General features: G+C 68.2%; 22 protein-coding genes, 1 tRNA gene and 1 pseudogene. 19 read left to right on the plus strand and 5 right to left on the minus strand.

The window, feature by feature from the left end; genetic code table 11:
• The first annotated feature begins 8 nt into the window (after positions 1 to 8).
• The 4 genes from KIT86_RS16665 to KIT86_RS16680 all read left to right on the plus strand — a co-directional run bounded on the left by KIT86_RS16665 (position 9) and on the right by KIT86_RS16680 (position 1,894).
• Complete coding sequence (locus KIT86_RS16665; RefSeq protein WP_297400367.1) at positions 9 to 119, plus strand: cytochrome oxidase small assembly protein; 111 nt, start codon at positions 9 to 11, stop codon at positions 117 to 119.
• A 2-nt stretch (positions 120 to 121) separates the two neighbouring features.
• Positions 122 to 733 (plus strand): cytochrome c oxidase assembly protein, encoded by a 612-nt coding sequence (locus KIT86_RS16670; protein ID WP_297400369.1) that lies wholly within the window; start codon positions 122 to 124, stop codon positions 731 to 733.
• Complete coding sequence (locus KIT86_RS16675; protein WP_297400371.1) at positions 730 to 942, plus strand: DUF2970 domain-containing protein; 213 nt, start codon at positions 730 to 732, stop codon at positions 940 to 942. Before KIT86_RS16670 ends, KIT86_RS16675 begins: the two co-directional genes overlap by 4 nt.
• Positions 943 to 1,012: 70 nt before the next feature.
• Positions 1,013 to 1,894 (plus strand): cytochrome c oxidase subunit 3, encoded by an 882-nt coding sequence (locus KIT86_RS16680; RefSeq protein WP_297400373.1) that lies wholly within the window; start codon positions 1,013 to 1,015, stop codon positions 1,892 to 1,894.
• 88 nt (positions 1,895 to 1,982) lie between these two features.
• On the opposite strand, the gene KIT86_RS16685 is transcribed toward KIT86_RS16680, so the two are convergent.
• Positions 1,983 to 2,216 carry a twin transmembrane helix small protein gene (locus KIT86_RS16685; protein WP_297400375.1) on the minus strand — a complete coding sequence of 78 codons (234 nt, stop codon included), beginning with the start codon at positions 2,214 to 2,216 and terminating at the stop codon, positions 1,983 to 1,985.
• Positions 2,217 to 2,255: 39 nt separating this feature from the next.
• Between KIT86_RS16685 and KIT86_RS16690 the strand changes: the two genes are divergently transcribed.
• From KIT86_RS16690 to KIT86_RS16740, 11 genes are all read left to right on the plus strand, one after another.
• Complete coding sequence (locus KIT86_RS16690; RefSeq protein WP_297400377.1) at positions 2,256 to 2,996, plus strand: SURF1 family protein; 741 nt, start codon at positions 2,256 to 2,258, stop codon at positions 2,994 to 2,996.
• Complete coding sequence (locus KIT86_RS16695) at positions 2,977 to 3,657, plus strand: hypothetical protein (RefSeq protein ID WP_297400379.1); 681 nt, start codon at positions 2,977 to 2,979, stop codon at positions 3,655 to 3,657. Before KIT86_RS16690 ends, KIT86_RS16695 begins: the two co-directional genes overlap by 20 nt.
• Position 3,658: 1 nt before the next feature.
• On the plus strand, positions 3,659 to 4,822 hold the full coding sequence (locus KIT86_RS16700) for a heme A synthase (RefSeq protein ID WP_297400381.1): 1,164 nt from the start codon (positions 3,659 to 3,661) through the stop codon (positions 4,820 to 4,822).
• The gene (gene cyoE, locus KIT86_RS16705; protein WP_297400383.1) at positions 4,819 to 5,724 is read left to right on the plus strand and encodes a heme o synthase; all 906 of its coding nucleotides are present in this window, start codon (positions 4,819 to 4,821) and stop codon (positions 5,722 to 5,724) included. The genes KIT86_RS16700 and cyoE overlap by 4 nt, the downstream gene beginning before the upstream one ends.
• Positions 5,725 to 5,735: 11 nt before the next feature.
• Positions 5,736 to 6,332, plus strand: coding sequence for an SCO family protein (locus KIT86_RS16710; protein ID WP_297400384.1), 597 nt, complete (start codon positions 5,736 to 5,738; stop codon positions 6,330 to 6,332).
• 86 nt (positions 6,333 to 6,418) lie between these two features.
• Positions 6,419 to 7,078, plus strand: a complete 660-nt coding sequence (locus KIT86_RS16715; RefSeq protein ID WP_297400386.1) for a response regulator transcription factor — start codon at positions 6,419 to 6,421, stop codon at positions 7,076 to 7,078.
• Positions 7,079 to 7,139: 61 nt separating this feature from the next.
• Entirely contained in the window at positions 7,140 to 8,489 is a 1,350-nt protein-coding gene (locus KIT86_RS16720; RefSeq protein WP_297400388.1) for an ATP-binding protein, read from the plus strand.
• Between the two features lie 56 nt (positions 8,490 to 8,545).
• Positions 8,546 to 10,027 (plus strand): DegQ family serine endoprotease, encoded by a 1,482-nt coding sequence (locus tag KIT86_RS16725; protein ID WP_297400390.1) that lies wholly within the window; start codon positions 8,546 to 8,548, stop codon positions 10,025 to 10,027.
• Between the two features lie 164 nt (positions 10,028 to 10,191).
• Complete coding sequence (locus KIT86_RS16730; protein ID WP_297400392.1) at positions 10,192 to 10,740, plus strand: TRAP transporter small permease; 549 nt, start codon at positions 10,192 to 10,194, stop codon at positions 10,738 to 10,740.
• The gene (locus KIT86_RS16735) at positions 10,737 to 12,035 is read left to right on the plus strand and encodes a TRAP transporter large permease (RefSeq protein ID WP_297400394.1); all 1,299 of its coding nucleotides are present in this window, start codon (positions 10,737 to 10,739) and stop codon (positions 12,033 to 12,035) included. The genes KIT86_RS16730 and KIT86_RS16735 overlap by 4 nt, the downstream gene beginning before the upstream one ends.
• Before the next feature lie 30 nt (positions 12,036 to 12,065).
• Positions 12,066 to 13,100: a DctP family TRAP transporter solute-binding subunit gene (locus KIT86_RS16740; protein ID WP_297400396.1), complete on the plus strand. Its 1,035-nt coding sequence runs from the start codon at positions 12,066 to 12,068 to the stop codon at positions 13,098 to 13,100.
• Positions 13,101 to 13,168: 68 nt separating this feature from the next.
• Here the strand turns inward: KIT86_RS16740 and KIT86_RS16745 are convergent, their stop codons facing one another.
• Together KIT86_RS16745 and KIT86_RS16750 are read right to left on the minus strand one after the other, a co-directional pair.
• A complete protein-coding gene (locus KIT86_RS16745) occupies positions 13,169 to 14,146 on the minus strand; it encodes a tripartite tricarboxylate transporter substrate binding protein (RefSeq protein ID WP_297400398.1) in 978 nt (325 codons plus the stop codon).
• 126 nt (positions 14,147 to 14,272) lie between these two features.
• Positions 14,273 to 15,304: a CDP-6-deoxy-delta-3,4-glucoseen reductase gene (locus KIT86_RS16750; protein ID WP_297400400.1), complete on the minus strand. Its 1,032-nt coding sequence runs from the start codon at positions 15,302 to 15,304 to the stop codon at positions 14,273 to 14,275.
• Between the two features lie 82 nt (positions 15,305 to 15,386).
• On the opposite strand from KIT86_RS16750, the gene KIT86_RS16755 reads away from it, so the two are divergent.
• Positions 15,387 to 16,304, plus strand: coding sequence for an SDR family oxidoreductase (locus tag KIT86_RS16755; protein ID WP_297400402.1), 918 nt, complete (start codon positions 15,387 to 15,389; stop codon positions 16,302 to 16,304).
• Between the two features lie 49 nt (positions 16,305 to 16,353).
• Here KIT86_RS16755 and KIT86_RS16760 read toward each other — a convergent pair.
• Positions 16,354 to 16,438: transfer RNA gene (locus KIT86_RS16760), tRNA-Leu, on the minus strand.
• 39 nt (positions 16,439 to 16,477) lie between these two features.
• On the opposite strand from KIT86_RS16760, the gene cysM reads away from it, so the two are divergent.
• Genes cysM through KIT86_RS16775 form a run of 3 tightly spaced genes read left to right on the plus strand, consistent with a single transcriptional unit; the run spans position 16,478 to position 18,190 of the window.
• A complete protein-coding gene (gene cysM, locus KIT86_RS16765; protein WP_297400404.1) occupies positions 16,478 to 17,380 on the plus strand; it encodes a cysteine synthase CysM in 903 nt (300 codons plus the stop codon).
• Between the two features lie 16 nt (positions 17,381 to 17,396).
• Positions 17,397 to 17,948 (plus strand): NUDIX hydrolase, encoded by a 552-nt coding sequence (locus KIT86_RS16770; RefSeq protein ID WP_297400406.1) that lies wholly within the window; start codon positions 17,397 to 17,399, stop codon positions 17,946 to 17,948.
• A gap of 14 nt (positions 17,949 to 17,962) precedes the next feature.
• Positions 17,963 to 18,190 carry a sulfurtransferase TusA family protein gene (locus KIT86_RS16775; protein ID WP_297400408.1) on the plus strand — a complete coding sequence of 76 codons (228 nt, stop codon included), beginning with the start codon at positions 17,963 to 17,965 and terminating at the stop codon, positions 18,188 to 18,190.
• Here the strand turns inward: KIT86_RS16775 and KIT86_RS16780 are convergent.
• A pseudogene (locus KIT86_RS16780) lies at positions 18,191 to 18,294 on the minus strand (UTP--glucose-1-phosphate uridylyltransferase); the annotation flags it as partial. It abuts the gene before it with no gap.

The following is an 18,294-nucleotide window of genomic DNA, read 5'->3' on the forward strand; positions in this document are numbered from 1 at the left end:
CCAACGCCATGACACCCGAACAGAAGAAGAACAACCGCCGCCTGGGCCTGATCCTCGCGTCCGTCGCCGTGGTGTTCTTCCTCGGCTTCGTGGGCAAGCGCTTCCTGTTCGGTTTCTGACCATGGCTGTCCAGCGCGAAAACCTCAAGATGGTGGGCAAGCTCTGCGTGATCGCGCTGGGCATGTTCGCCTTCGGCTACGCGCTGGTGCCCATCTACCGCCACATCTGCGAAGCCCTGGGCATCAATGTGCTGGCGGTGTCGGAGTTGCGTGTGCCGGGGGCCGCAAGCCTGCCCGCGAACACACAGGTGGACCGCACCCGCACCATCACCGTCGAGTTCGACACGAACGCCCGTGGCCCGTGGTACTTCAAGCCGGCCGTGCGCTCGCTGCAGGTGCACCCGGGTGAGCTCACCACGGTGATGTACGAATTCCAGAACATCCAGAACCGCACCATGGCGGCGCAGGCGGTGCCCAGCTACGCCCCCAAGCAGGCGGCTGCGCATTTCAACAAGCTCGAGTGCTTCTGCTTCACGCAGTACACCTTGCAAGCGGGCGAGAAAAAGGAATGGCCGGTGGCTTTCGTCATCGATCCCCGGCTGTCCAAGGACGTGTCCACCATCACACTGTCGTACACCTTCTTCGAGGTGGGCGGCAAAGTGCCGGCCGCGCCGACCGATGACGCACCGCAGGCCCAGAGCCCGGCCACGCTCAAACCCACGGGGGACGTATGACCACACCCACACCGCTTCATCAACGCAAGGGTTCTTTCATCGACACGGTCAAGGCCGTGGCATGGGGCTTTCTCGGCGTGCGCCGCAACGCCGATTACCAGAAGGACATCGCCAAGCTCAATCCGCTGCACCTGATGGCGGTGGGCGTGGGCATGGCCTTCCTGTTCGTGCTGGCGTTGATCGTGGTGGTGAAGTGGGTCGTCGGCTGAGACACGGCGCCCCGAGACGATTTTTGATTTTTTGACATTAGATACAAGCGAAAGCACAACAGGAGTGAGCATGTCAGCAGCAACCCACGGCACGACGCCCTACTACTTCGTTCCAGGGCCCTCGCGCCATCCGGTCATGGCCGCCATCGGCCTTTTCTTCGTCATCCTGGGTGCCGGGCAGTGGATCAACGGCCATGGCTGGGGTGCGTACTCGCTGGCGTTTGGCCTGGCGTTCTGGCTGTTCGTGCTGTTTCAGTGGTTCAGCGACTCGGTGCGTGAAAGCGAGACCGGCCTGTACGGGCACAAGATCGACCTGTCGTACCGCTGGAGCATGAGCTGGTTCATCTTCTCGGAGGTGATGTTCTTCGGTGCCTTCTTCACCGCCTTGTGGTGGACGCGCACTCACTCCGTGCCTGCGCTGGGCAACATCGAAAACGCCCTGATCTGGCCCGACTTCTCGGCCGTCTGGCCCAGCCTGCAGGCGGGCGCCACCGCCTCGCCCGCCGGCATCGTCGAGCCCTTCCAGACCATGGGTCCGTTCTGGCTGCCCACCATCAACACCGCGCTGCTGCTCACCTCCGGTGTGACGCTGACCATTGCCCACCACGCGCTGCAGGTCGGCAACCGGGGCAAGACCATCGCCTTCATGTGGATGACGGTGCTGCTGGGCATCATCTTCCTGTGCGTGCAAGGCTATGAATACGCCCACGCCTATGCCGACCTGAACCTCAAGCTCTCGTCGGGCGTGTTCGGCTCCACCTTCTTCCTGCTCACCGGCTTCCACGGTTTCCACGTGCTCGTGGGCATGCTGATGCTGCTGTTCATCACGCTGCGCCTGCAGAAGGGCCACTTCACCGCCCAGCGCCATTTCGGCTTTGAAGGTGCGGCCTGGTACTGGCACTTTGTGGACGTGGTGTGGCTGGGCCTGTACATCCTCGTCTACTGGATGTGAACGGGTGGGTGGTGCGCCCACCTTCCTCCGGGCACCCGCCACGAAAAAGCGCCTTCCGGCGCTTTTTTGCTGAAAGGGCCCGTCGGTTTTAACCGCGCAGCGGCAAACCGGTGGGCTGGATCCAGCCCATCAGGTAGCTGATGAGCACCACGACGAAGAGCAGGATGGAAAAGCCGACCCGAAACGCCAGCGCGCGCGCCATGTGGTTCTTGCGTGGCGTGCCGTCCTTCTCGGACTCGCTGCCGCCGCGCATCATGTACACCAGGGCGGTGGCGAGACTTCCAATGATGGCAACGAATGCCGCGATGACCAGGTACTTCATGCACACCATTATCGGCGCCCGGGCCTGGGTGGCCTGACCATGCAGGCTCGCACCTGGCGTTTCTGGTTCGTGACCGGTGCGACCGCGCTCACGATGGCGGCCACCGCGTCGCTGGGCCTGTGGCAGCTCGATCGTGCGGCGCAGAAGCTGGCCTTGCAGGCGCAGATCAACGAGCGCGGCGGGCTGCCCGCCTGGGACACGCAACAGCTACTCGGTGCGGCGGACGCGACCACCGGCGTGCACCGCCCCGTGCGCCTGAGCGGCACCTGGGTGCCCGGTCGCACCGTGTACTTGGATAACCGGCAGATGAACAGCCGTGTCGGCTTCTTCGTGGTGACGCCGCTCAGGCTGGAGGGCAGCGAGCGCGTGGTGCTGGTGCAGCGCGGCTGGGTGCCGCGCGATTTCAACCAGCGCAATCGGGTGGCCGACGTTCCCACCCCGGCCGGCCTCGTGCGGCTGGAAGGCCGATTGGCCCCCCCGCCAGGCAAGCTATACGAGCTCGGCGAGGCGGGCAGGGGGGTGATCCGGCAAAATATCGACCTCGCGGCGTTCGCGCAAGAAACCGGGCTCCCCCTGCTGGGCGTGTCTGTCCTGCAGACCGATGCCGCCGCCGATGGCCTGCTGCGCGAGTGGCCGCTCGTCGCGATCGACGTGCAGAAGCACCACGGCTACGCATTTCAGTGGTTTGCCCTCTGTGCCCTCGCGGGCTTCCTGTATCTCTGGTTCCAAATCCTCTCCCCCCGCCGAAAGCGCAGATCCCATGGCACAGACGCCCGATGAACCCCTGACCCTGACCGTGCACAGCCTGCCGCAACTGGACCAGGCCAGCGCGGCCGCAGCGGCCAGCACGCGCAAGGGCCGCTGGAAGATGGTGGGTCTGATGCTTGTGTGCGCCGCGCCCGTCATCGCGTCGTATTTCATGTACTACGTGGTGCGCCCGGAAGGCCGGCAGAACTACGGCGAGCTCATCGACCCGCAGCGCCCCCTGCCCACCTGGACCGGCACCGATGCCCAAGGGCGCGCCGTGCCGCTGAGCAGCCTGAAGGACCAGTGGCTGCTCGTGAGCGTGGCCGACAGCGCCTGCAACGAGGCCTGCACGGAGCACCTCTACCTGCAGCGGCAGCTGCGCGAAACCCTGGGCCGCGAAAAGGAGCGGCTGGACTGGGTCTGGCTGCGCACGGGTGACTCGGTGCTGCCCGAGCCGCTGCAGAAGGCCACGGCCGCCGCCGTGGTGCTGCAGGTGGACCCGCAGGCCGTGGCGGCCTGGCTGCAGCCCGCGCCTGGCCAGAAGATCGAGGACCACCTGTACGTCGTCGACCCGCTGGGCCACTGGATGATGCGCTTCCCCGCCAAGCTCGATCCCAAGCAGGCCAAGCGCGACCTGGAGCGCCTGCTGCGCGCCTCCTCGTCGTGGGACAAGGAAGGCCGCCCCGCCCACTGACATGGACACCCAACCCCTGTACGACTTCGCGCCGGTGGCGCGCCTGATGCTCCTGGGCGTGGTGATCGCGCTCGGGCCACTGGCCTGGGTGTGGCTGCGCAACCGACACGCGCCGCCCGCGCACCGCCTGCGGGTGCTCACGCTCATCACGCTCTTCCTGACCTTCGATCTGGTGCTGTTTGGCGCCTTCACGCGCCTCACCGATTCCGGCCTGGGCTGTCCCGACTGGCCAGGGTGCTACGGCAGCGTGAGCCCGGTGGGCGCGAGCACCTCGATCGCGGCCGCGCAGGAAGCCATGCCGCATGGGCCGGTCACTTTCTCCAAGGCCTGGATCGAGATGATCCACCGCTACCTGGCCACCGCCGTGGGCGTGCTGATCCTGGTGCTTTCCATGGTCAGCTGGGTCGAACGCAGGCGCCTGAGCGTGTCCTACGTCTGGCCCCTGGTGACGCTGGTGTGGGTCTGCCTGCAGGGGGCCTTCGGCGCGCTCACCGTGACGATGAAGCTGTTCCCCGCCATCGTCACGCTGCACCTGCTCGGGGGCCTGGGCCTGCTCGCCCTCCTGCGCGCGCAGTCGGTGGGCTATGCACTGGCCGAACCAGGGCATGCCGGGCCGGTGCCGCTGCCCGGCCGCCTGCGCGGCTGGCTGGGCGCTGTCTTCGTGTTGCTGTGGCTGCAGATCGCGCTCGGTGGCTGGGTCAGCACCAACTACGCGGTTCTGGTGTGCGGCGAATTCCCCACTTGCCAGGGCAGCTGGTGGCCGGCGATGAACTTCCGTGAGGGCTTCACGCTCTGGCGCGAGCTCGGGCAGAACCACACTGGCGAACTCATCACCTTCCCCGCGCTGACCGCCATCCATTACGTGCACCGCCTCATGGCTTACCTGGTGCTGGCTGCCATGCTTTGGCTGGGCTGGCGCCTGTGGTCGGTCCAGGGCATGCGGCCCGCCGCACGCGCCCTGCTGCTGCTGGCGGCCTGGCAGTTCGGCAGCGGCCTGACCAACGTGGTGCTCGACTGGCCCCTGCTGGCCGCCGTGGGCCACACCGGTGGTGCGGCTGCGCTGGTCATTGTGCTCACCGGCGTGCTCTGCGGCACACGCCGCTCCAGCCAGCGCGATGCCGTCTTGTCCGCCCCTTCCCTGCACCTGTCCACACCGATCCGATGAGCACCGCGCCCACCCCTCCTGTTGCCGCCGTGCTGCCCTCTGTCTGGCGCCAGTACCACGCGCTGACCAAGCCACGCGTGATCCAGCTCATCGTGTTCTGTGCCCTCATCGGCATGGTGCTGGCCGTGCCCGGCGTGCCCACCTGGCCTCAGGTGCAGCTCGCGGCCATCGCCTGTTTCGGCATCTGGCTGGTGGCCGGTGCCGCTGCGGCCTTCAACTGCGTGGTCGAGCAACACATCGATGCCAAGATGAAGCGCACCGCCTGGCGGCCCACCGCCAAGGGCCAACTCACCAACGGCAAGACGCTGACTTTCTCGGCTGTGTTGTGCCTTGCCGGATCGACCGTGCTGTACCTCTGGGTCAACCCGCTCACCATGTGGCTCACCTTCGCCACCTTCGTGGGCTACGCGGTGGTGTACACCGTGATCCTCAAGCCGCTGACGCCGCAGAACATCGTGATCGGTGGCGCTTCGGGCGCCATGCCGCCGGTGCTGGGCTGGGCCGCAATGACCGGGGTGGTGTCGCCCGAGGCGCTGATCCTGTTCCTCATCATCTTCCTCTGGACGCCACCGCACTTCTGGGCGCTGGCGCTGTACCGCGTGGAGGACTACCGCAAGTCGGGCCTGCCCATGCTGCCCGTCACGCACGGTTCCGAGTTCACGCGCCTGCAGATCCTGCTCTACACCTTCGTGCTGTTCGCCGCCTGCCTCATGCCCTTCGTGATGCGCATGAGCGGCTGGCTCTACCTCGCGGTCGCGGTGGCGCTGAGCATCGGCTTCTGCGGCTATGCCTTCGCGCTCTGGCGCAACTATTCCGACGCGCTCGCGCGCAAGACCTTCCGTTTTTCCCTGATCCATCTGGCGGTGCTGTTTGCCGCGCTGCTGGTTGATCACTACCTTTGAGCGCCCCCGCCATGAACCGCCGACAACTTCTTGCCCTGAGCCTGGGTTCCGTGGCCCTGGCCGCCTGCACCGACAAGGCCGACGCGCCGCCCGCGTTCGCCGGCATCGACATCACCGGGGCCGACTACGCCACCGGCTTCTCGCTCACCGACCACAACGGGCAGCCTCGGACCCTGGCCGATTTCAAAGGCAAGGCGGTCGTCATCTTCTTCGGCTTCACCCAGTGCCCCGATGTCTGCCCCACATCCATGACCGAACTGGCCGAAGCCAAGCGCCTGCTCGGCGCCGACGGCGAGCGGCTGCAAGGGCTCTTCGTCAGCGTGGACCCGGAGCGTGACACGCCCGAGGTCATGAAGCAGTACGTGACCAGCTTCGATCCGAGCTTCCTGGCCCTTTACGCGGCACCTGGCGAGCTTGCCGCGCTGGCCAAGAGCTACAAGATCTACTACAAGAAGGTCGAAGGCCCCACGCCCACGAGCTACACCATGGACCACTCGGCCGGCAGCTACGTGTACGACCCTCAGGGCCGCATCCGGCTGTACAACCGCTACGGCAGCGGCGCGGCCGCCCTGGCGGGGGACCTGAAGAAGCTGTTGGCTGGCGCCTAAGCCCGGCCTAAGCCCCGTCCCGCACCATGGTGCGGGGCGCCCCGCGGGGGTGTTCGACAACCCACGGACCTGGAGAGTGCATTGCCATGAGGCTGTTGCTGGTCGAAGACGACACCATGATCGGGGAGGCCGTGCTGGACCTGCTTCGGGCCGAGCACTACGCGGTGGACTGGGTGCGCGATGGCGAGATGGCGGCCACGGCAGCGCAGGCCGAAAACTACGACCTCATCCTGCTCGATCTCGGCCTGCCGCGCCGCGACGGCCTGGAAGTGCTTCGCGAGCTGCGCGCCCGCAAGAACCGCGTGCCGGTGCTCGTCGCCACCGCGCGCGACTCGGTGCAGCAGCGCGTGCAGGGACTGGACGCGGGCGCCGATGACTACATCCTCAAGCCCTACGATCTCGACGAGCTGCTCGCGCGCATCCGCGCGTTGCTGCGCCGTGCCTCGGGGCGGGCCGAACCGGTCTACGAACACCTGGGCGTGAGCATCAACACCGCCACGCGTGAGGTCACGGCGCAGGGTGAGCCGGTAGTGCTTTCGGCGCGCGAATGGGCCGTGCTTGAACCGCTGATTGCGCGGCCAGGTCGCGTGCTCTCGCGCGCGCAGCTGGAGGAAAAGCTCTACGGCTGGAAGGACGACGTGAGCAGCAACGCGGTGGAGGTCTACATCCACGGCGTTCGCAAGAAGCTCGGCGCCGGCCTGATCCAGAACGTGCGCGGCGTGGGCTACATGGTGCCCAAGGCATGAACACGGCGCCGGGCCGTTCACCGGCAAGCTCGCGCCCAAGCCCGCAGGGCGGGGGTGCTCGATGAACTGGCCGCGCCTGCCCACGCATTCGCTGCGTGCGCGCCTGATCGGGCTGCTGCTGCTGGCCATCGTGCTCGCGGCGGGCTTGCAGGTGGCGGTGGTGTACCGCCAGGCGCGCGCCGAGGCCGACGGCATCTTCGACTACCACATGGAGCAGATGGCGCAGGCCCTGCGCGCGGGGGTGATGCCGCCGGGCCTGCCTTCTCCACCGGGCGACGAGCCGCCGCTGCCGGCCGAGGCCTTCGACTTCTTCGTGCAGGTCTGGACGCAGGAAGGCCTGCGCGTCTTCCAGTCCGGCACGGGCGCGGCCTTGCCGCAGCGCGCGGTGCTGGGCTTCTCCAACATCGAGGTCGACGGCAAGCCCTACCGCGTGTATTCCATGCAGTCCCGAACGCAGGTGATCCAGGTGGCGCAGGACCTGCGGCCGCGCCAGACCATGGCGCGGGCGCTGGCCTGGCGCACCGTGCTGCCCATCGCCTGGATGGCGCCGCTGCTGATGCTGGTGGCCTGGGCCGTGGTCAGTGCTTCGCTGGCGCCGGTGGCCCGGGTGCGGCGTCAGGTGGCCGCGCGCGAAGCCGACGAACTGGCCGAAGTGAGCGAGGCCGGTCTGCCCGACGAGATCCGCCCGCTGGTGCACGAGCTCAACCTGCTGTTCGGCCGCGTGCGCCAGGCCTTTGACGCGCAGAAGAACTTCGTGGCCGAGGCCGCACACGAGCTGCGTTCGCCGCTGGCCGCGTTGCGCTTGCAGGTCCAGGGCCTGCAGCGCGCGCCCGACGACGCCACACGCCAGCTCGCGGCGGATCGCCTGCTGGCCGGCATCGACCGTGCCACGCGGCTGGTGGAGCAGTTGCTGGTGCTGGCACGCCAGCAGGCGCAGCCTTCCAGCGGCGAACCGCCCAGGCCTGTGCCGCTGGCCGATCTGGCGGCCCAGGTGGTGGCCGAAGCGGCGCCGCTGGCGACCGCGCGCCGCATCGACCTGGGCCTGGCCGATGCCGACGCCGGGTCGGTGAACGGCCACGCCGAGCCCTTGCGCATCCTGCTTGGCAACCTGGTGGACAACGCGCTGAAGTACACCCCCGAGGGCGGCACGGTGGACGTGGCGGTGCGCCGCGACCAGAACCACCTGGTCCTGGTGGTGGAAGACAGTGGCCCAGGCATTCCCGAGGCCGACCGCGCGCGCGTGCTCGACCGCTTCTACCGCGTGCCAGGTTCGGGCGCCACCGGCAGCGGGCTGGGGCTGGCCATCGCCAACGCCATCGCTCAACTGCATGGCAGCGGCCTGGCGCTGGACCGCTCGCCCCGCCTTGGCGGCCTGCGCATCGCGGTGCGCCTGCCTTTAAGAACCGTCTAACTCTGGGGGCCCATATTCAAGGACATGTTCAACCTGTCCTTGCTGAAGGAGCTCTCATGAAAACCTTGTCTCTCACCGCGACGCGCCTGGTGCTGTCCCTGGCGGCCGCGGGCATCGTCGGTGGCGCCAGCGTGGGCCTGGTTTCCGGTACCCATGCCACGGCGGCCACACCCGTGGCGACCCAGTCCGCTGCGCCCCCGGTGGCGGCGGCTGCCGTGCCCGATTTTTCTCAGATTGCGCAGCGCCACGGCGCGGCCGTGGTCAACATCAGCGTGATCGGCAAGGCCGGCGCGGAAGACGGGCAGCAGGCGCAGAACCGCCTGCCGCCCGGCATCGACCCCAACGACCCCTTCTTCGAGTTCTTCAAGCGGTTCCAGGGTCCTGGCGGTCAAGGCGGTGCGCACGAAGCGCCCTCGCGCGGCCAGGGTTCGGGCTTCATCATCAGCGCCGACGGCCTGGTGCTGACCAACGCCCACGTGGTGCGCAACGCGCAGCGCGTCACCGTCAAGCTGACCGATCGCCGCGAGTTCGTGGCCAAGGTGCTGGGCTCGGACCCCAAGACCGACGTCGCCGTCCTGCGCATCGACGCCAAGGATCTGCCGGTGGTGCCGCTGGGCAGCACCAAAGACCTGAAGGTGGGCGAGTGGGTGTTGGCCATCGGCGCGCCGTTCGGCTTCGAGAACAGCGTGACCGCCGGTGTGGTCAGCGCCAAGGGCCGCTCGCTGCCGGACGACAGCTTCGTGCCCTTCATCCAGACCGATGTGGCGGTGAACCCGGGCAACTCCGGTGGCCCGCTGTTCAACGCACGCGGCGAGGTGGTGGGCATCAACTCGCAGATCTACAGCCATACAGGCGGTTACCAGGGCCTGTCGTTCGCGATTCCCATGGAGACCGCGCTCAAGGTCAAGGACCAGATCGTGGCCCACGGCAAGGCCAGCCACGCGCGCCTGGGCGTGTCGGTCCAGGAAGTGAACCAGACCCTGGCCGAATCCTTCCAGCTCGACAAGCCCGAAGGTGCGCTGGTCTCCAGCGTGGAGCCGGGCAGCCCGGCCGCCAAGGCCGGCCTGCAGGTGGGCGACGTGATCCGCCAGATGGACGGCCAGCCCATCGTGAGCTCGGGCGACCTGCCCGCGCTGATCGGCCAGGCCTTGCCCGGCGAGAAGGTGAAGCTGGACGTGTGGCGCCAGGGCAAGCCAGTGAGCTTGACGGCGCAACTCGGTGACGCCGCGGCCAAGGCCGTGAAGACGGCCGGCGATGAAAAGGCCGCCGACCAGGGCCGCCTGGGCCTGGCGCTGCGCCCGCTGGCGCCGCAGGAGCGGCGCGAAGTGGGGGTGGAAGGTGGCCTGGTGGTCGAGGACGCCCAGGGCCCGGCGGCGCTGGCCGGCGTGCAGCCCGGCGACGTGTTGCTCGCGGTCAACGGCGCCAAGGTCCAGAGCGTGGAGCAGGTGCGCGCGATGCTCGGCAAGTCGACCAAGTCGCTGGCGCTGCTGATCCAGCGCGACGGCAGCCAGATCTTCGTGCCCGTGCCACTGGGCTGAACGCGCCATTCGCGATGAAAACGGCACCTACGGGTGCCGTTTTTCCTGGGAGGCCAAAGCCGGGGGTGGCACCCGCAGGACTGGGGCCAAAAGGGGAAAAGGTCTATGATCCCTGGCTCTTTTGCCGTGGCCACCGGGCCGCCGGCCCGCTGTTTCCAAATCCCATGTCCGCACCCAATGACCCCCCACGCGACGCGCGCGCCGATGCCGATGCCGCCACGCCCGACCACCCGGACCTTGAAAACACCCGGGTGCCGCTGCGCATCGAGGACTGGCTGACCGTTGTCGCCATGGCGTTGCTGGCCCTGATCACGTTCGGCAACGTGATCGCGCGCTACTTCACCGATCAGTCGTTTGCCTGGACCGAAGAGTTCTCGATCTTTCTGATGATCGTGCTCACGCTCGTGGCCAGCTCGGCGGCCGTCGCACGGCACCGCCACATCCGCATCGAGTTCTTCGCCGATGCCGGCTCGTCGCGGCGCCGTCATTTGCTGGCCCTGTGGGGCGCGATGGCCATGGTGCTGCTGTTCCTGCTGATGGCGGGCCTGAGCGTGCGCATGGTCTGGGACCACTACATCTACGAGGAGGTCTCGCCCGGCCTGGGCCTGCCGCAGTGGTGGTACTCGATGTGGCTGCCCATTCTGTCGCTGGCCATCGCGCTGCGCGCGCTGGGCCGTTTCAACCGCCTGCGCCGCGCCGGAGAGCAGCCATGATCGCCACGCTGCTCTTCCTGCTGTTCCTGGGTGCCATGTTCGCGGGCGTGCCCATCGCCGCCGCGCTGGGCCTGGCCGGTGCGGCCGCCATCGCGATGGCCGACTTCAACACCCAGTGGTTCGGCCTGCTGGCCGTGCCGCAGAACTTCTATGCCGGCCTGGGCAAGTACCCGCTGCTGGCCATTCCCATGTTTGTGCTGGTCGGCTCCATCTTCGACCGCTCGGGCGTGGCGCTGCGGCTGGTGAACTTCGCGGTCGCCATCGTGGGCCGCGGCCCGGGCATGCTGCCGCTGGTGGCCATCGTGGTGGCCATGTTCCTCGGGGGCATCTCCGGCTCGGGCCCGGCCAACGCGGCGGCGGTGGGCGGCGTGATGATCGCGGCCATGGCGCGCGCGGGCTACCCGGGCTCGTTCTCGGCCAGTGTGGTCGGCGCGGCTGCGGCCACCGACATCCTGATCCCACCCTCGGTGGCCTTCATCATTTATTCGGTGCTGGTGCCCGGCGCCTCGGTGCCCGCGCTGTTCGCCGCCGGCATGGTGCCCGGCGTGCTGGCCGGCATCGCGCTCATCGTGCCCGCCGTGTGGCTGGCGCGCAAGCACCGCATGGGCGCGCTCGAAGCCGCCATGCCGCGGCCCCCGTTCTGGAAGAGCCTGCGCGAGGCTTTGTGGGGCCTGGCCGCGCCGGTGCTGATCCTGGGCGGCATGCGCGCGGGCTGGTTCACGCCGACCGAAGCGGCCGTGGTCGCGGTGTTCTACGGTCTGTTCGTGGGCATGGTGATCCACCGCACGATCTCCGTGCGCGACCTGTTCCCCATCCTGCGCGAAGCGGGCGAGCTCTCCGGCATCATCCTGCTGGTGGTCTCGCTGGCGGGCATCTTCGCGTTCTCGCTGTCCACGCTGGGCGTGATCGACCCGGTGGCCAACGCCATCGTGAACTCGGGCCTGGGCGAGTACGGCGTGCTCTCGCTGCTGATCCTGCTGCTCATCACCGTGGGCATGTTCCTCGACGGCATCTCGATCTTCCTGATCTTCGTGCCGCTGATGTGGCCGCTGATCCAGCACTACCACTGGGACGTGGTCTGGTTCGGCGTGCTGCTGACGCTGATGGTGGCCATGGGCCAGTTCACGCCGCCGCTGGCGGTGAACCTCATGGTCTCGTGCCGCATCGCCGGGGTGCGCATGGAGTCCACCATCCGCTGGGTGGGGCCCATGTTGCTGGCCATGTTCCTCGTCATGGTGCTGGTGATCGCCTTCCCGCAGCTCGCGCTGTGGCTGCCGGCCCGACTGGGTTATTGATTTTCGATTTCAACCAAGGAGACAAACCTCATGAAACTGCGCACCTTCCTGACCACCACGCTGGCCGCCGCCGCGCTGGCCGTGACGACCCAGGGCTTTGCCCAGAGCGCCAGCGCCTACAAGCCCGAGTACCGCATGTCGCTGGTGCTGGGCACCGCCTTCCCCTGGGGCAAGAGCGGTGAGATCTGGTCCAACCTCGTGCGCGAGCGCACCCAGGGCCGCATCAACATCAAGCTGTACCCCGGCGTGTCGCTGCTGCAAGGCGACCAGACGCGCGAGTTCAGCGGCCTGCGCCAAGGCGTGATCGACCTCGCCGTGGGCTCGACCATCAACTGGTCGCCCCAGGTGCGCCAGCTCAACCTGTTCTCCATGCCCTTCCTGATGCCCGACTTCGCGGCCATCGACGCACTCACCACTGGTGAAGTGGGCGCGCAGCTGTTCAAGGACATCGAGCGCGCCGGCGCCGTGCCGCTGGCCTGGGGCGAGAACGGCTACCGCGAGATCTCCAATTCCAAGCACGCCATCAAGACCCCGGCCGACCTCAAGGGCCTGAAGATCCGCGTGGTGGGCTCGCCGCTGTTCCTCGACACCTTCACCGCGCTGGGCGCCAACCCCACGCAGATGAGCTGGGCCGATGCCCAGCCCGCCATGGCCAGCCGCGCCGTGGACGGCCAGGAGAACCCGCTGTCGGTGTTCCTTGCCGCCAAGTTGCCCACCGTGGAGCAGAAGCACCTCACGCTGTGGGGCTACGTGGCCGATCCGCTGATCTTCGTGGTGAACAAGGACATCTGGGCCAGCTGGACCGAGGCCGACCGCGCCATCGTCAAGCAGGCCGCGATCGACGCCGGCAAGGAAGGCAAGGCCCTGGCGCGCAAGGGCCTGGTCGAGCCGGGCAAGCCGCTGATCAAGCAGCTCAGCGACATGGGCGTGACGGTGACCGAGCTCACGCCCGAGCAGCGCGCCGAGTTCGTCAAGGTGACGCGCCCGGTCTACGACAAGTGGAAGAACCAGATCGGTGCCGATCTGGTGACCAAGGCCGAGAGGGCTGTCGCCGCTCGCAAGTAAGGGCGCCGTGCGTCCAACGAAAAAGCCCCGCTTCGGCGGGGCTTTTTCGTTGTGAACGTGATCGGAGGTCAGTCCACGGTCGCGCCGCTGATCTTCACCATGCGCTCGTACTTCGCGCGCTCTTTCTTCATGAACTCGTCGAACTGCTCGGGCGTGCTGGGCGCGGGCTCGGCCAGCAGCTGGGCGAAGCGCGTCTTCACCTCGGCCGAATTCAGGGCGGCGTTGAAGGCGGCGTTGAGCCTGCGCACCGTCTCGGCGGGCGTGCCTGCCGGGGCGATCAGCCCCCACCAGGTGTCGATCTCGAAGCCGGGCAGGGTGGCGGCCACGGTGGGCACGTCCGGCATCACGCTGCTGCGCTGCGCGGTGGTCACGGCCAGGGCCTTGAGCTTGCCCGAGCGGATGTTGGCCGCGGCGGTGGCGAGGTTGTCGATGTTGAAGTCGACCTGGCCCGACAGCAGGCCCAGTTGGGCCGGGTTGCCGCCGTTGTAGGGAATGTGCACGGCGAAGATGCCCGCCTGGTTCTTCAACAACTCGCCCGCCAGGTGGCCGGCGCTGCCATTGCCGCCCGAGCCGTAGTTGAGCTTGCCGGGGTTGGCCTTGCCGTAGGCGATGAGGTCGGCCACGGTGCGGATGTTCAGGCGCGCGGCCGTGTCGGCGTTCATCACCAGCACGTTGGGCACGCGCAGCATTTGCGTGATGGCGGCGAAGTCCTTGGCCGGGTCGTAGGGCAGCTGCTTGAACAGCCAGGGGTTGATGCCGTGGGAGGCCGTGGTGGCGATGCCCAGCGTGAGGCCGTCGGCTGGCGCCTTGGCCACCGCGCTCACGCCGATGTTGCCGCCCGCGCCGGGCCGGTTCTCCACGATCACGGTGCCCAGCGAGCCCTTCACCGCTTCGGCCAGGATGCGCGCCGTCACGTCGATCGGGCCGCCCGCGGCGAAGGGCACCACGATGCGCATGGTGCTGGCCTGTGCCGAGGCGAACCCGGGCAGGGCGAGGCTGGCCGAGGCCAGGGCAGAGCGGGTGATCAGTTGGCGGCGGTTCAGCATGGTTGTCTCCTGTGAGTGAAAGGGTGCACAGTCAGAAGCGCCGCGGAACCGGCTCTGCCGGGCCGCTGGCGCTGCCCCCTTGAGGGGGGATGCGGCTACACGCAGTGAGCAAGCGACGGGGGTGGGTCACAGTTTGTCGGCGGCGCTGGTGAACGAGTCGGCGAAGAAAGCCTCGTCGGGCAGGCCGGCCTGGGCGACGTAGTCGCGGTGGGCCGACTCGACCACGATGGGCGCGCCACAGGCGTACACCTCGTGGCCCGAGAGATCGGGAAAGTCCTGCAGCACGGCCTGGTGCACGAAGCCGGTGCGGCCGGTCCAGGCGTCTTCGGGCAGGGCATCGGAGACCACCGGCACATAGCGCAGGTTGGGCATCTCGGCCAGGCGGGCCTCGATCCAGGCGCTCTGGTACAGGTCGGCCGGGCGGCGGCCGCCCCAGTACAGCGTGGCGGGCCGGGTGATGCCCTTGAACTGCATGTGCTCGATCACCGCCTTGATCGGCGCGAAGCCCGTGCCCGAGGCGAGGAACACGATGGGCTTGTCGCTGTCCTCGCGCAGGAAGAAGCTGCCGTAGGGGCCCTCGATGCGCAGGATGTCCTTTTCCTTCATGGCGCCGAAGACGTGGTCGGTGAACTTGCCGCCTGGCATGTGGCGCAGGTGCAGCTCCAGCGCGGGTGCGCTCGCCTGCGTGTGCGGTGCGTTGGCCATGGAGTAGCTGCGGCGGTCGCCGTCGCGCAGCAGGAACTCGACGTACTGGCCCGCGTGGTACTGGAAGGCGTCGCTCGCCGGCAGCTGCAGGCGCAGCACGATCACATCGTGGGAGGCGCGCTCCAGGGTGCTCACGCGCACGGGCATCTTCTTGATCGGGAAGGCGCCTGCCTCGGTGACCTGGCGCGATTCGAGCACCACGTCGCTGTGGGCCACGCCGCAGCAGGTCAGCACATAGCCGGCGGCTTCCTCGTCCGCGCTCAGCGCCTTGGGCTGGTGGTGGCCGTGCGTCACGCTGCCCGAGACCAGCTTGCACTTGCAGGAGCCGCAGGCGCCGTCCTTGCAGCCATAGGGCAGGCCGATGCCCTGGCGGATGCCGGCGGCGAGCATGGATTCGTCGGGCTCGGCGGTGAAGGTGCGCCCACTGGGCTCGACGGTGATGGTGAATGTCATACTGGCACGTGTTGGAACGGGAAAGGCCGGCGGGGGCAACCCCCGCGTGGCAACCCGCCATTGTCTCAAATCCGGATTTCGCATGAGCCTTCTCGGCGCTTTGCCCGCACGCTTCCGGCGTGAACGGGTCCTCATCGTGGGTTGTGGCGACGTGGGCCAGCGCGCCGCGCGTGTGCTGGGCGGCGGCGCGCGCGCGCGCCTGCTGGCCCTGACTTCCAGCGCCGAGCGCGGCCCGGGTTTGCGCGCCCAGGGCATCACCCCGCTGCAGGGCAACCTGGACGACCCGCGCAGCCTGCGCCGCCTCGCCGGCCTGGCCACGCGCGTGCTGCACCTGGCGCCGCCGCCCTCCGAGGAACTGGCCGACTGGCGGCTGGACCCGCGCACGCGCGCGCTCACCCGGGCGCTGGCGCAGCGTTCGCTGCCTGCCTCGCTGGTCTACGGCTCGACCACCGGCGTCTACGGCGACGGCCAGGGCCGCTGGATGGACGAGTCTTCGCCCGCTAACCCCAAGACGCCGCGCGCCTGGCGCCGGGTGGATGCCGAGGCCGCCGTGCACTGGCTGGGCCGCGCCACGGGCGTGCGCACCACGGTGCTGCGCATTCCCGGCATCTACGCCCCCGACCGCGCTGGCGGCACGCCGCGCGAGCGCCTGATGCGTGGCACGCCGGTGCTGCGCGCCGAGGACGACGTGTTCACCAACCACATCCATGCCGACGACCTGGCCCGCGCCTGCGTGCTCGCGCTCTGGCGCGGCCGGCCGCAGCGCAACCTGAACGTGGTGGACGACACCGAGCTCAAGATGGGCGACTACTTCGACTTGGCGGCCGATCTGTATGGCCTGCCTCGGCCGCCGCGGGTGGCGCGCGAGGGCGCTGGCGACCAGCTGCCGCTGGTGCTGCTGAGCTTCATGAGCGAGTCGCGCCGGCTGCGCAACCAGCGCCTCAAGTCCGAACTGGGCCTGCGCCTGCGCTACCCCACGGTGGCGCAGGGCCTGGCCTGAGCGCCAGGCAACAAAAAAGCCGTGCGGCTTGCCTGCACGGCTTGAGTCTTGGTGCCCGGGGTCGGAATCGAACCGACACTCCTTTCGGAACCGGATTTTGAGTCCGGCGCGTCTACCAATTTCACCACCCGGGCTGCGAGAAGGGAGACTTGAAATTATGGCACAGTGGCGGGATGAACTACTCGACGATTGAAGACGCCATTGGCAACACGCCGCTGGTGGCGCTGCAGCGCATTGGCGCGGCGGCCAACCAGGTGCGAGGCAATGTGATCCTGGGCAAGCTGGAGGGCAACAACCCCGCAGGCTCCGTGAAAGACAGGCCCGCCGTCTCGATGATCAGGCGTGCCGAGGAACGAGGCGACATCAAGCCCGGCGACACCCTGATCGAAGCCACGTCGGGCAACACCGGCATCGCCCTGGCCATGGCGGCGGCCATCAAGGGCTACCGCATGGTGCTGATCATGCCGGAGGACCTCTCCATCGAGCGCGCCCAGACCATGAAGGCCTTCGGCGCCGAGCTGATCCTCACCTCCAAGAGCGGCGGCATGGAGTCCGCGCGCGACCTGGCCGAGAAGATGCAGGCCGATGGCAAGGGCCGCGTGCTGGACCAGTTTGCCAACGCCGACAACCCACGCATCCACTACGAAACGACCGGCCCCGAGATCTGGGCGCAGACGGGTGGACGCGTCACCCATTTCGTGAGCGCCATGGGCACCACCGGCACCATCACCGGCGTGTCGCGCTTCCTGAAAGAGAAGAACCCGGCTGTGCGCGTCATCGGCGCCCAACCCAGCGAGGGCTCGCGCATCCCGGGCATCCGCAAGTGGCCCACCGAGTACCTGCCCAAGATCTACGATCCGAGCACGGTGGACGAGCTGGTCTACGTCGACCAGGGCGACGCCGAGGCCATGTGCCGCCAGCTCGCGCGCGAAGAGGGCATCTTCGGCGGCATCTCGGCCGCGGGAGCCTGCTGGGTGGCGCAGCAGATTGCCAGCCAGGTCGAGAACGCCACCATCGTCTTCGTGGTCTGCGACCGGGGGGACCGCTACCTTTCCACCGGCGTTTTCCCGGCCTGAGCGGCCGCGGTCGACCATGAGCACCGAATTCCGGTTCTGCCCTGCGTGCGCCACGCCGTTGGCGCTGATCGGCATGGAAGAAGACGGCGGCTTCACCCAGCGGTTGCGCTGCCCGGCCTGCGGCTTCACGCACTGGAACAACCCCACACCCGTGCTGGCGGCCATCGTGGAGCTCGACGGGCTCATCCTGCTGGCGCGCAACGCGGCCTGGCCCGGCAAGATGTTCGGCCTGATCACCGGTTTCATGGAAGCGGGCGAAACGCCGGAGGAGGGTATCCGGCGCGAGATCGACGAGGAAACCTCGCTGGAGGTGGACGCGCTGGCGCTGGTGGCCGTGCACGATTTCCAGCGCATGAACCAGGTCATCATCACCTACCACGCCCGAGCGCACGGCCAGGTGCGGCTGTCGCCCGAGCTGGTGGACTGGCGCCTGTACGACCTGCCGGATCTGAAGTGCTGGCCCGCCGGCACCGGCTACGCGCTGGCCGACTGGCTGCGCACGCGCGGGCACGAGCCGGTGTTCTTCACGCCCGAGGAGAACGCCGAGCGGCGCCGCGGCCTCGATTGACTTACGATCGGCCGATGGACATCACGAAGGAAGTCGATGCGCGCGGGCTGAACTGCCCGCTGCCCATCCTGAAGGCCAAGAAGGCGCTGGCCGACATGAAAAGCGGCGAGGTGCTCAAGGTGGTCGCCACCGACCCGGGATCGGTGCGCGACTTCCAGGCCTTCGCGCGCCAGACCGGCAACGAACTGGTCGAGCAGAGCTCGGCCAACGACGAGTTCGTGCACTACCTCCGGCGGCGCTGATCAGAACTTGAGCGACTTCAGGTAGTCGCGGAACCCCGCGCCGACCTGAGGATGCGCCAGCGCCAGTTCGACGTTGGCCTGCAGGAAGCCCTCCTTGCTGCCGC

Source organism: Hydrogenophaga sp. (assembly GCF_026125825.1).
GTDB lineage: Bacteria > Pseudomonadota > Gammaproteobacteria > Burkholderiales > Burkholderiaceae_C > Hydrogenophaga.

Coding starts and splice junctions, on each gene's coding strand:
- KIT86_RS16665 (WP_297400367.1), top strand. CDS start 9: ATGACACCCGAACAGAAGAAGAACAACCGCCGCCTGGGCCTGATCCTC.
- KIT86_RS16670 (WP_297400369.1), top strand. CDS start 122: ATGGCTGTCCAGCGCGAAAACCTCAAGATGGTGGGCAAGCTCTGCGTG.
- KIT86_RS16675 (WP_297400371.1), top strand. CDS start 730: ATGACCACACCCACACCGCTTCATCAACGCAAGGGTTCTTTCATCGAC.
- KIT86_RS16680 (WP_297400373.1), top strand. CDS start 1,013: ATGTCAGCAGCAACCCACGGCACGACGCCCTACTACTTCGTTCCAGGG.
- KIT86_RS16685 (WP_297400375.1), bottom strand. CDS start 2,216: ATGAAGTACCTGGTCATCGCGGCATTCGTTGCCATCATTGGAAGTCTC.
- KIT86_RS16690 (WP_297400377.1), top strand. CDS start 2,256: ATGCAGGCTCGCACCTGGCGTTTCTGGTTCGTGACCGGTGCGACCGCG.
- KIT86_RS16695 (WP_297400379.1), top strand. CDS start 2,977: ATGGCACAGACGCCCGATGAACCCCTGACCCTGACCGTGCACAGCCTG.
- KIT86_RS16700 (WP_297400381.1), top strand. CDS start 3,659: ATGGACACCCAACCCCTGTACGACTTCGCGCCGGTGGCGCGCCTGATG.
- cyoE (WP_297400383.1), top strand. CDS start 4,819: ATGAGCACCGCGCCCACCCCTCCTGTTGCCGCCGTGCTGCCCTCTGTC.
- KIT86_RS16710 (WP_297400384.1), top strand. CDS start 5,736: ATGAACCGCCGACAACTTCTTGCCCTGAGCCTGGGTTCCGTGGCCCTG.
- KIT86_RS16715 (WP_297400386.1), top strand. CDS start 6,419: ATGAGGCTGTTGCTGGTCGAAGACGACACCATGATCGGGGAGGCCGTG.
- KIT86_RS16720 (WP_297400388.1), top strand. CDS start 7,140: ATGAACTGGCCGCGCCTGCCCACGCATTCGCTGCGTGCGCGCCTGATC.
- KIT86_RS16725 (WP_297400390.1), top strand. CDS start 8,546: ATGAAAACCTTGTCTCTCACCGCGACGCGCCTGGTGCTGTCCCTGGCG.
- KIT86_RS16730 (WP_297400392.1), top strand. CDS start 10,192: ATGTCCGCACCCAATGACCCCCCACGCGACGCGCGCGCCGATGCCGAT.
- KIT86_RS16735 (WP_297400394.1), top strand. CDS start 10,737: ATGATCGCCACGCTGCTCTTCCTGCTGTTCCTGGGTGCCATGTTCGCG.
- KIT86_RS16740 (WP_297400396.1), top strand. CDS start 12,066: ATGAAACTGCGCACCTTCCTGACCACCACGCTGGCCGCCGCCGCGCTG.
- KIT86_RS16745 (WP_297400398.1), bottom strand. CDS start 14,146: ATGCTGAACCGCCGCCAACTGATCACCCGCTCTGCCCTGGCCTCGGCC.
- KIT86_RS16750 (WP_297400400.1), bottom strand. CDS start 15,304: ATGACATTCACCATCACCGTCGAGCCCAGTGGGCGCACCTTCACCGCC.
- KIT86_RS16755 (WP_297400402.1), top strand. CDS start 15,387: ATGAGCCTTCTCGGCGCTTTGCCCGCACGCTTCCGGCGTGAACGGGTC.
- cysM (WP_297400404.1), top strand. CDS start 16,478: ATGAACTACTCGACGATTGAAGACGCCATTGGCAACACGCCGCTGGTG.
- KIT86_RS16770 (WP_297400406.1), top strand. CDS start 17,397: ATGAGCACCGAATTCCGGTTCTGCCCTGCGTGCGCCACGCCGTTGGCG.
- KIT86_RS16775 (WP_297400408.1), top strand. CDS start 17,963: ATGGACATCACGAAGGAAGTCGATGCGCGCGGGCTGAACTGCCCGCTG.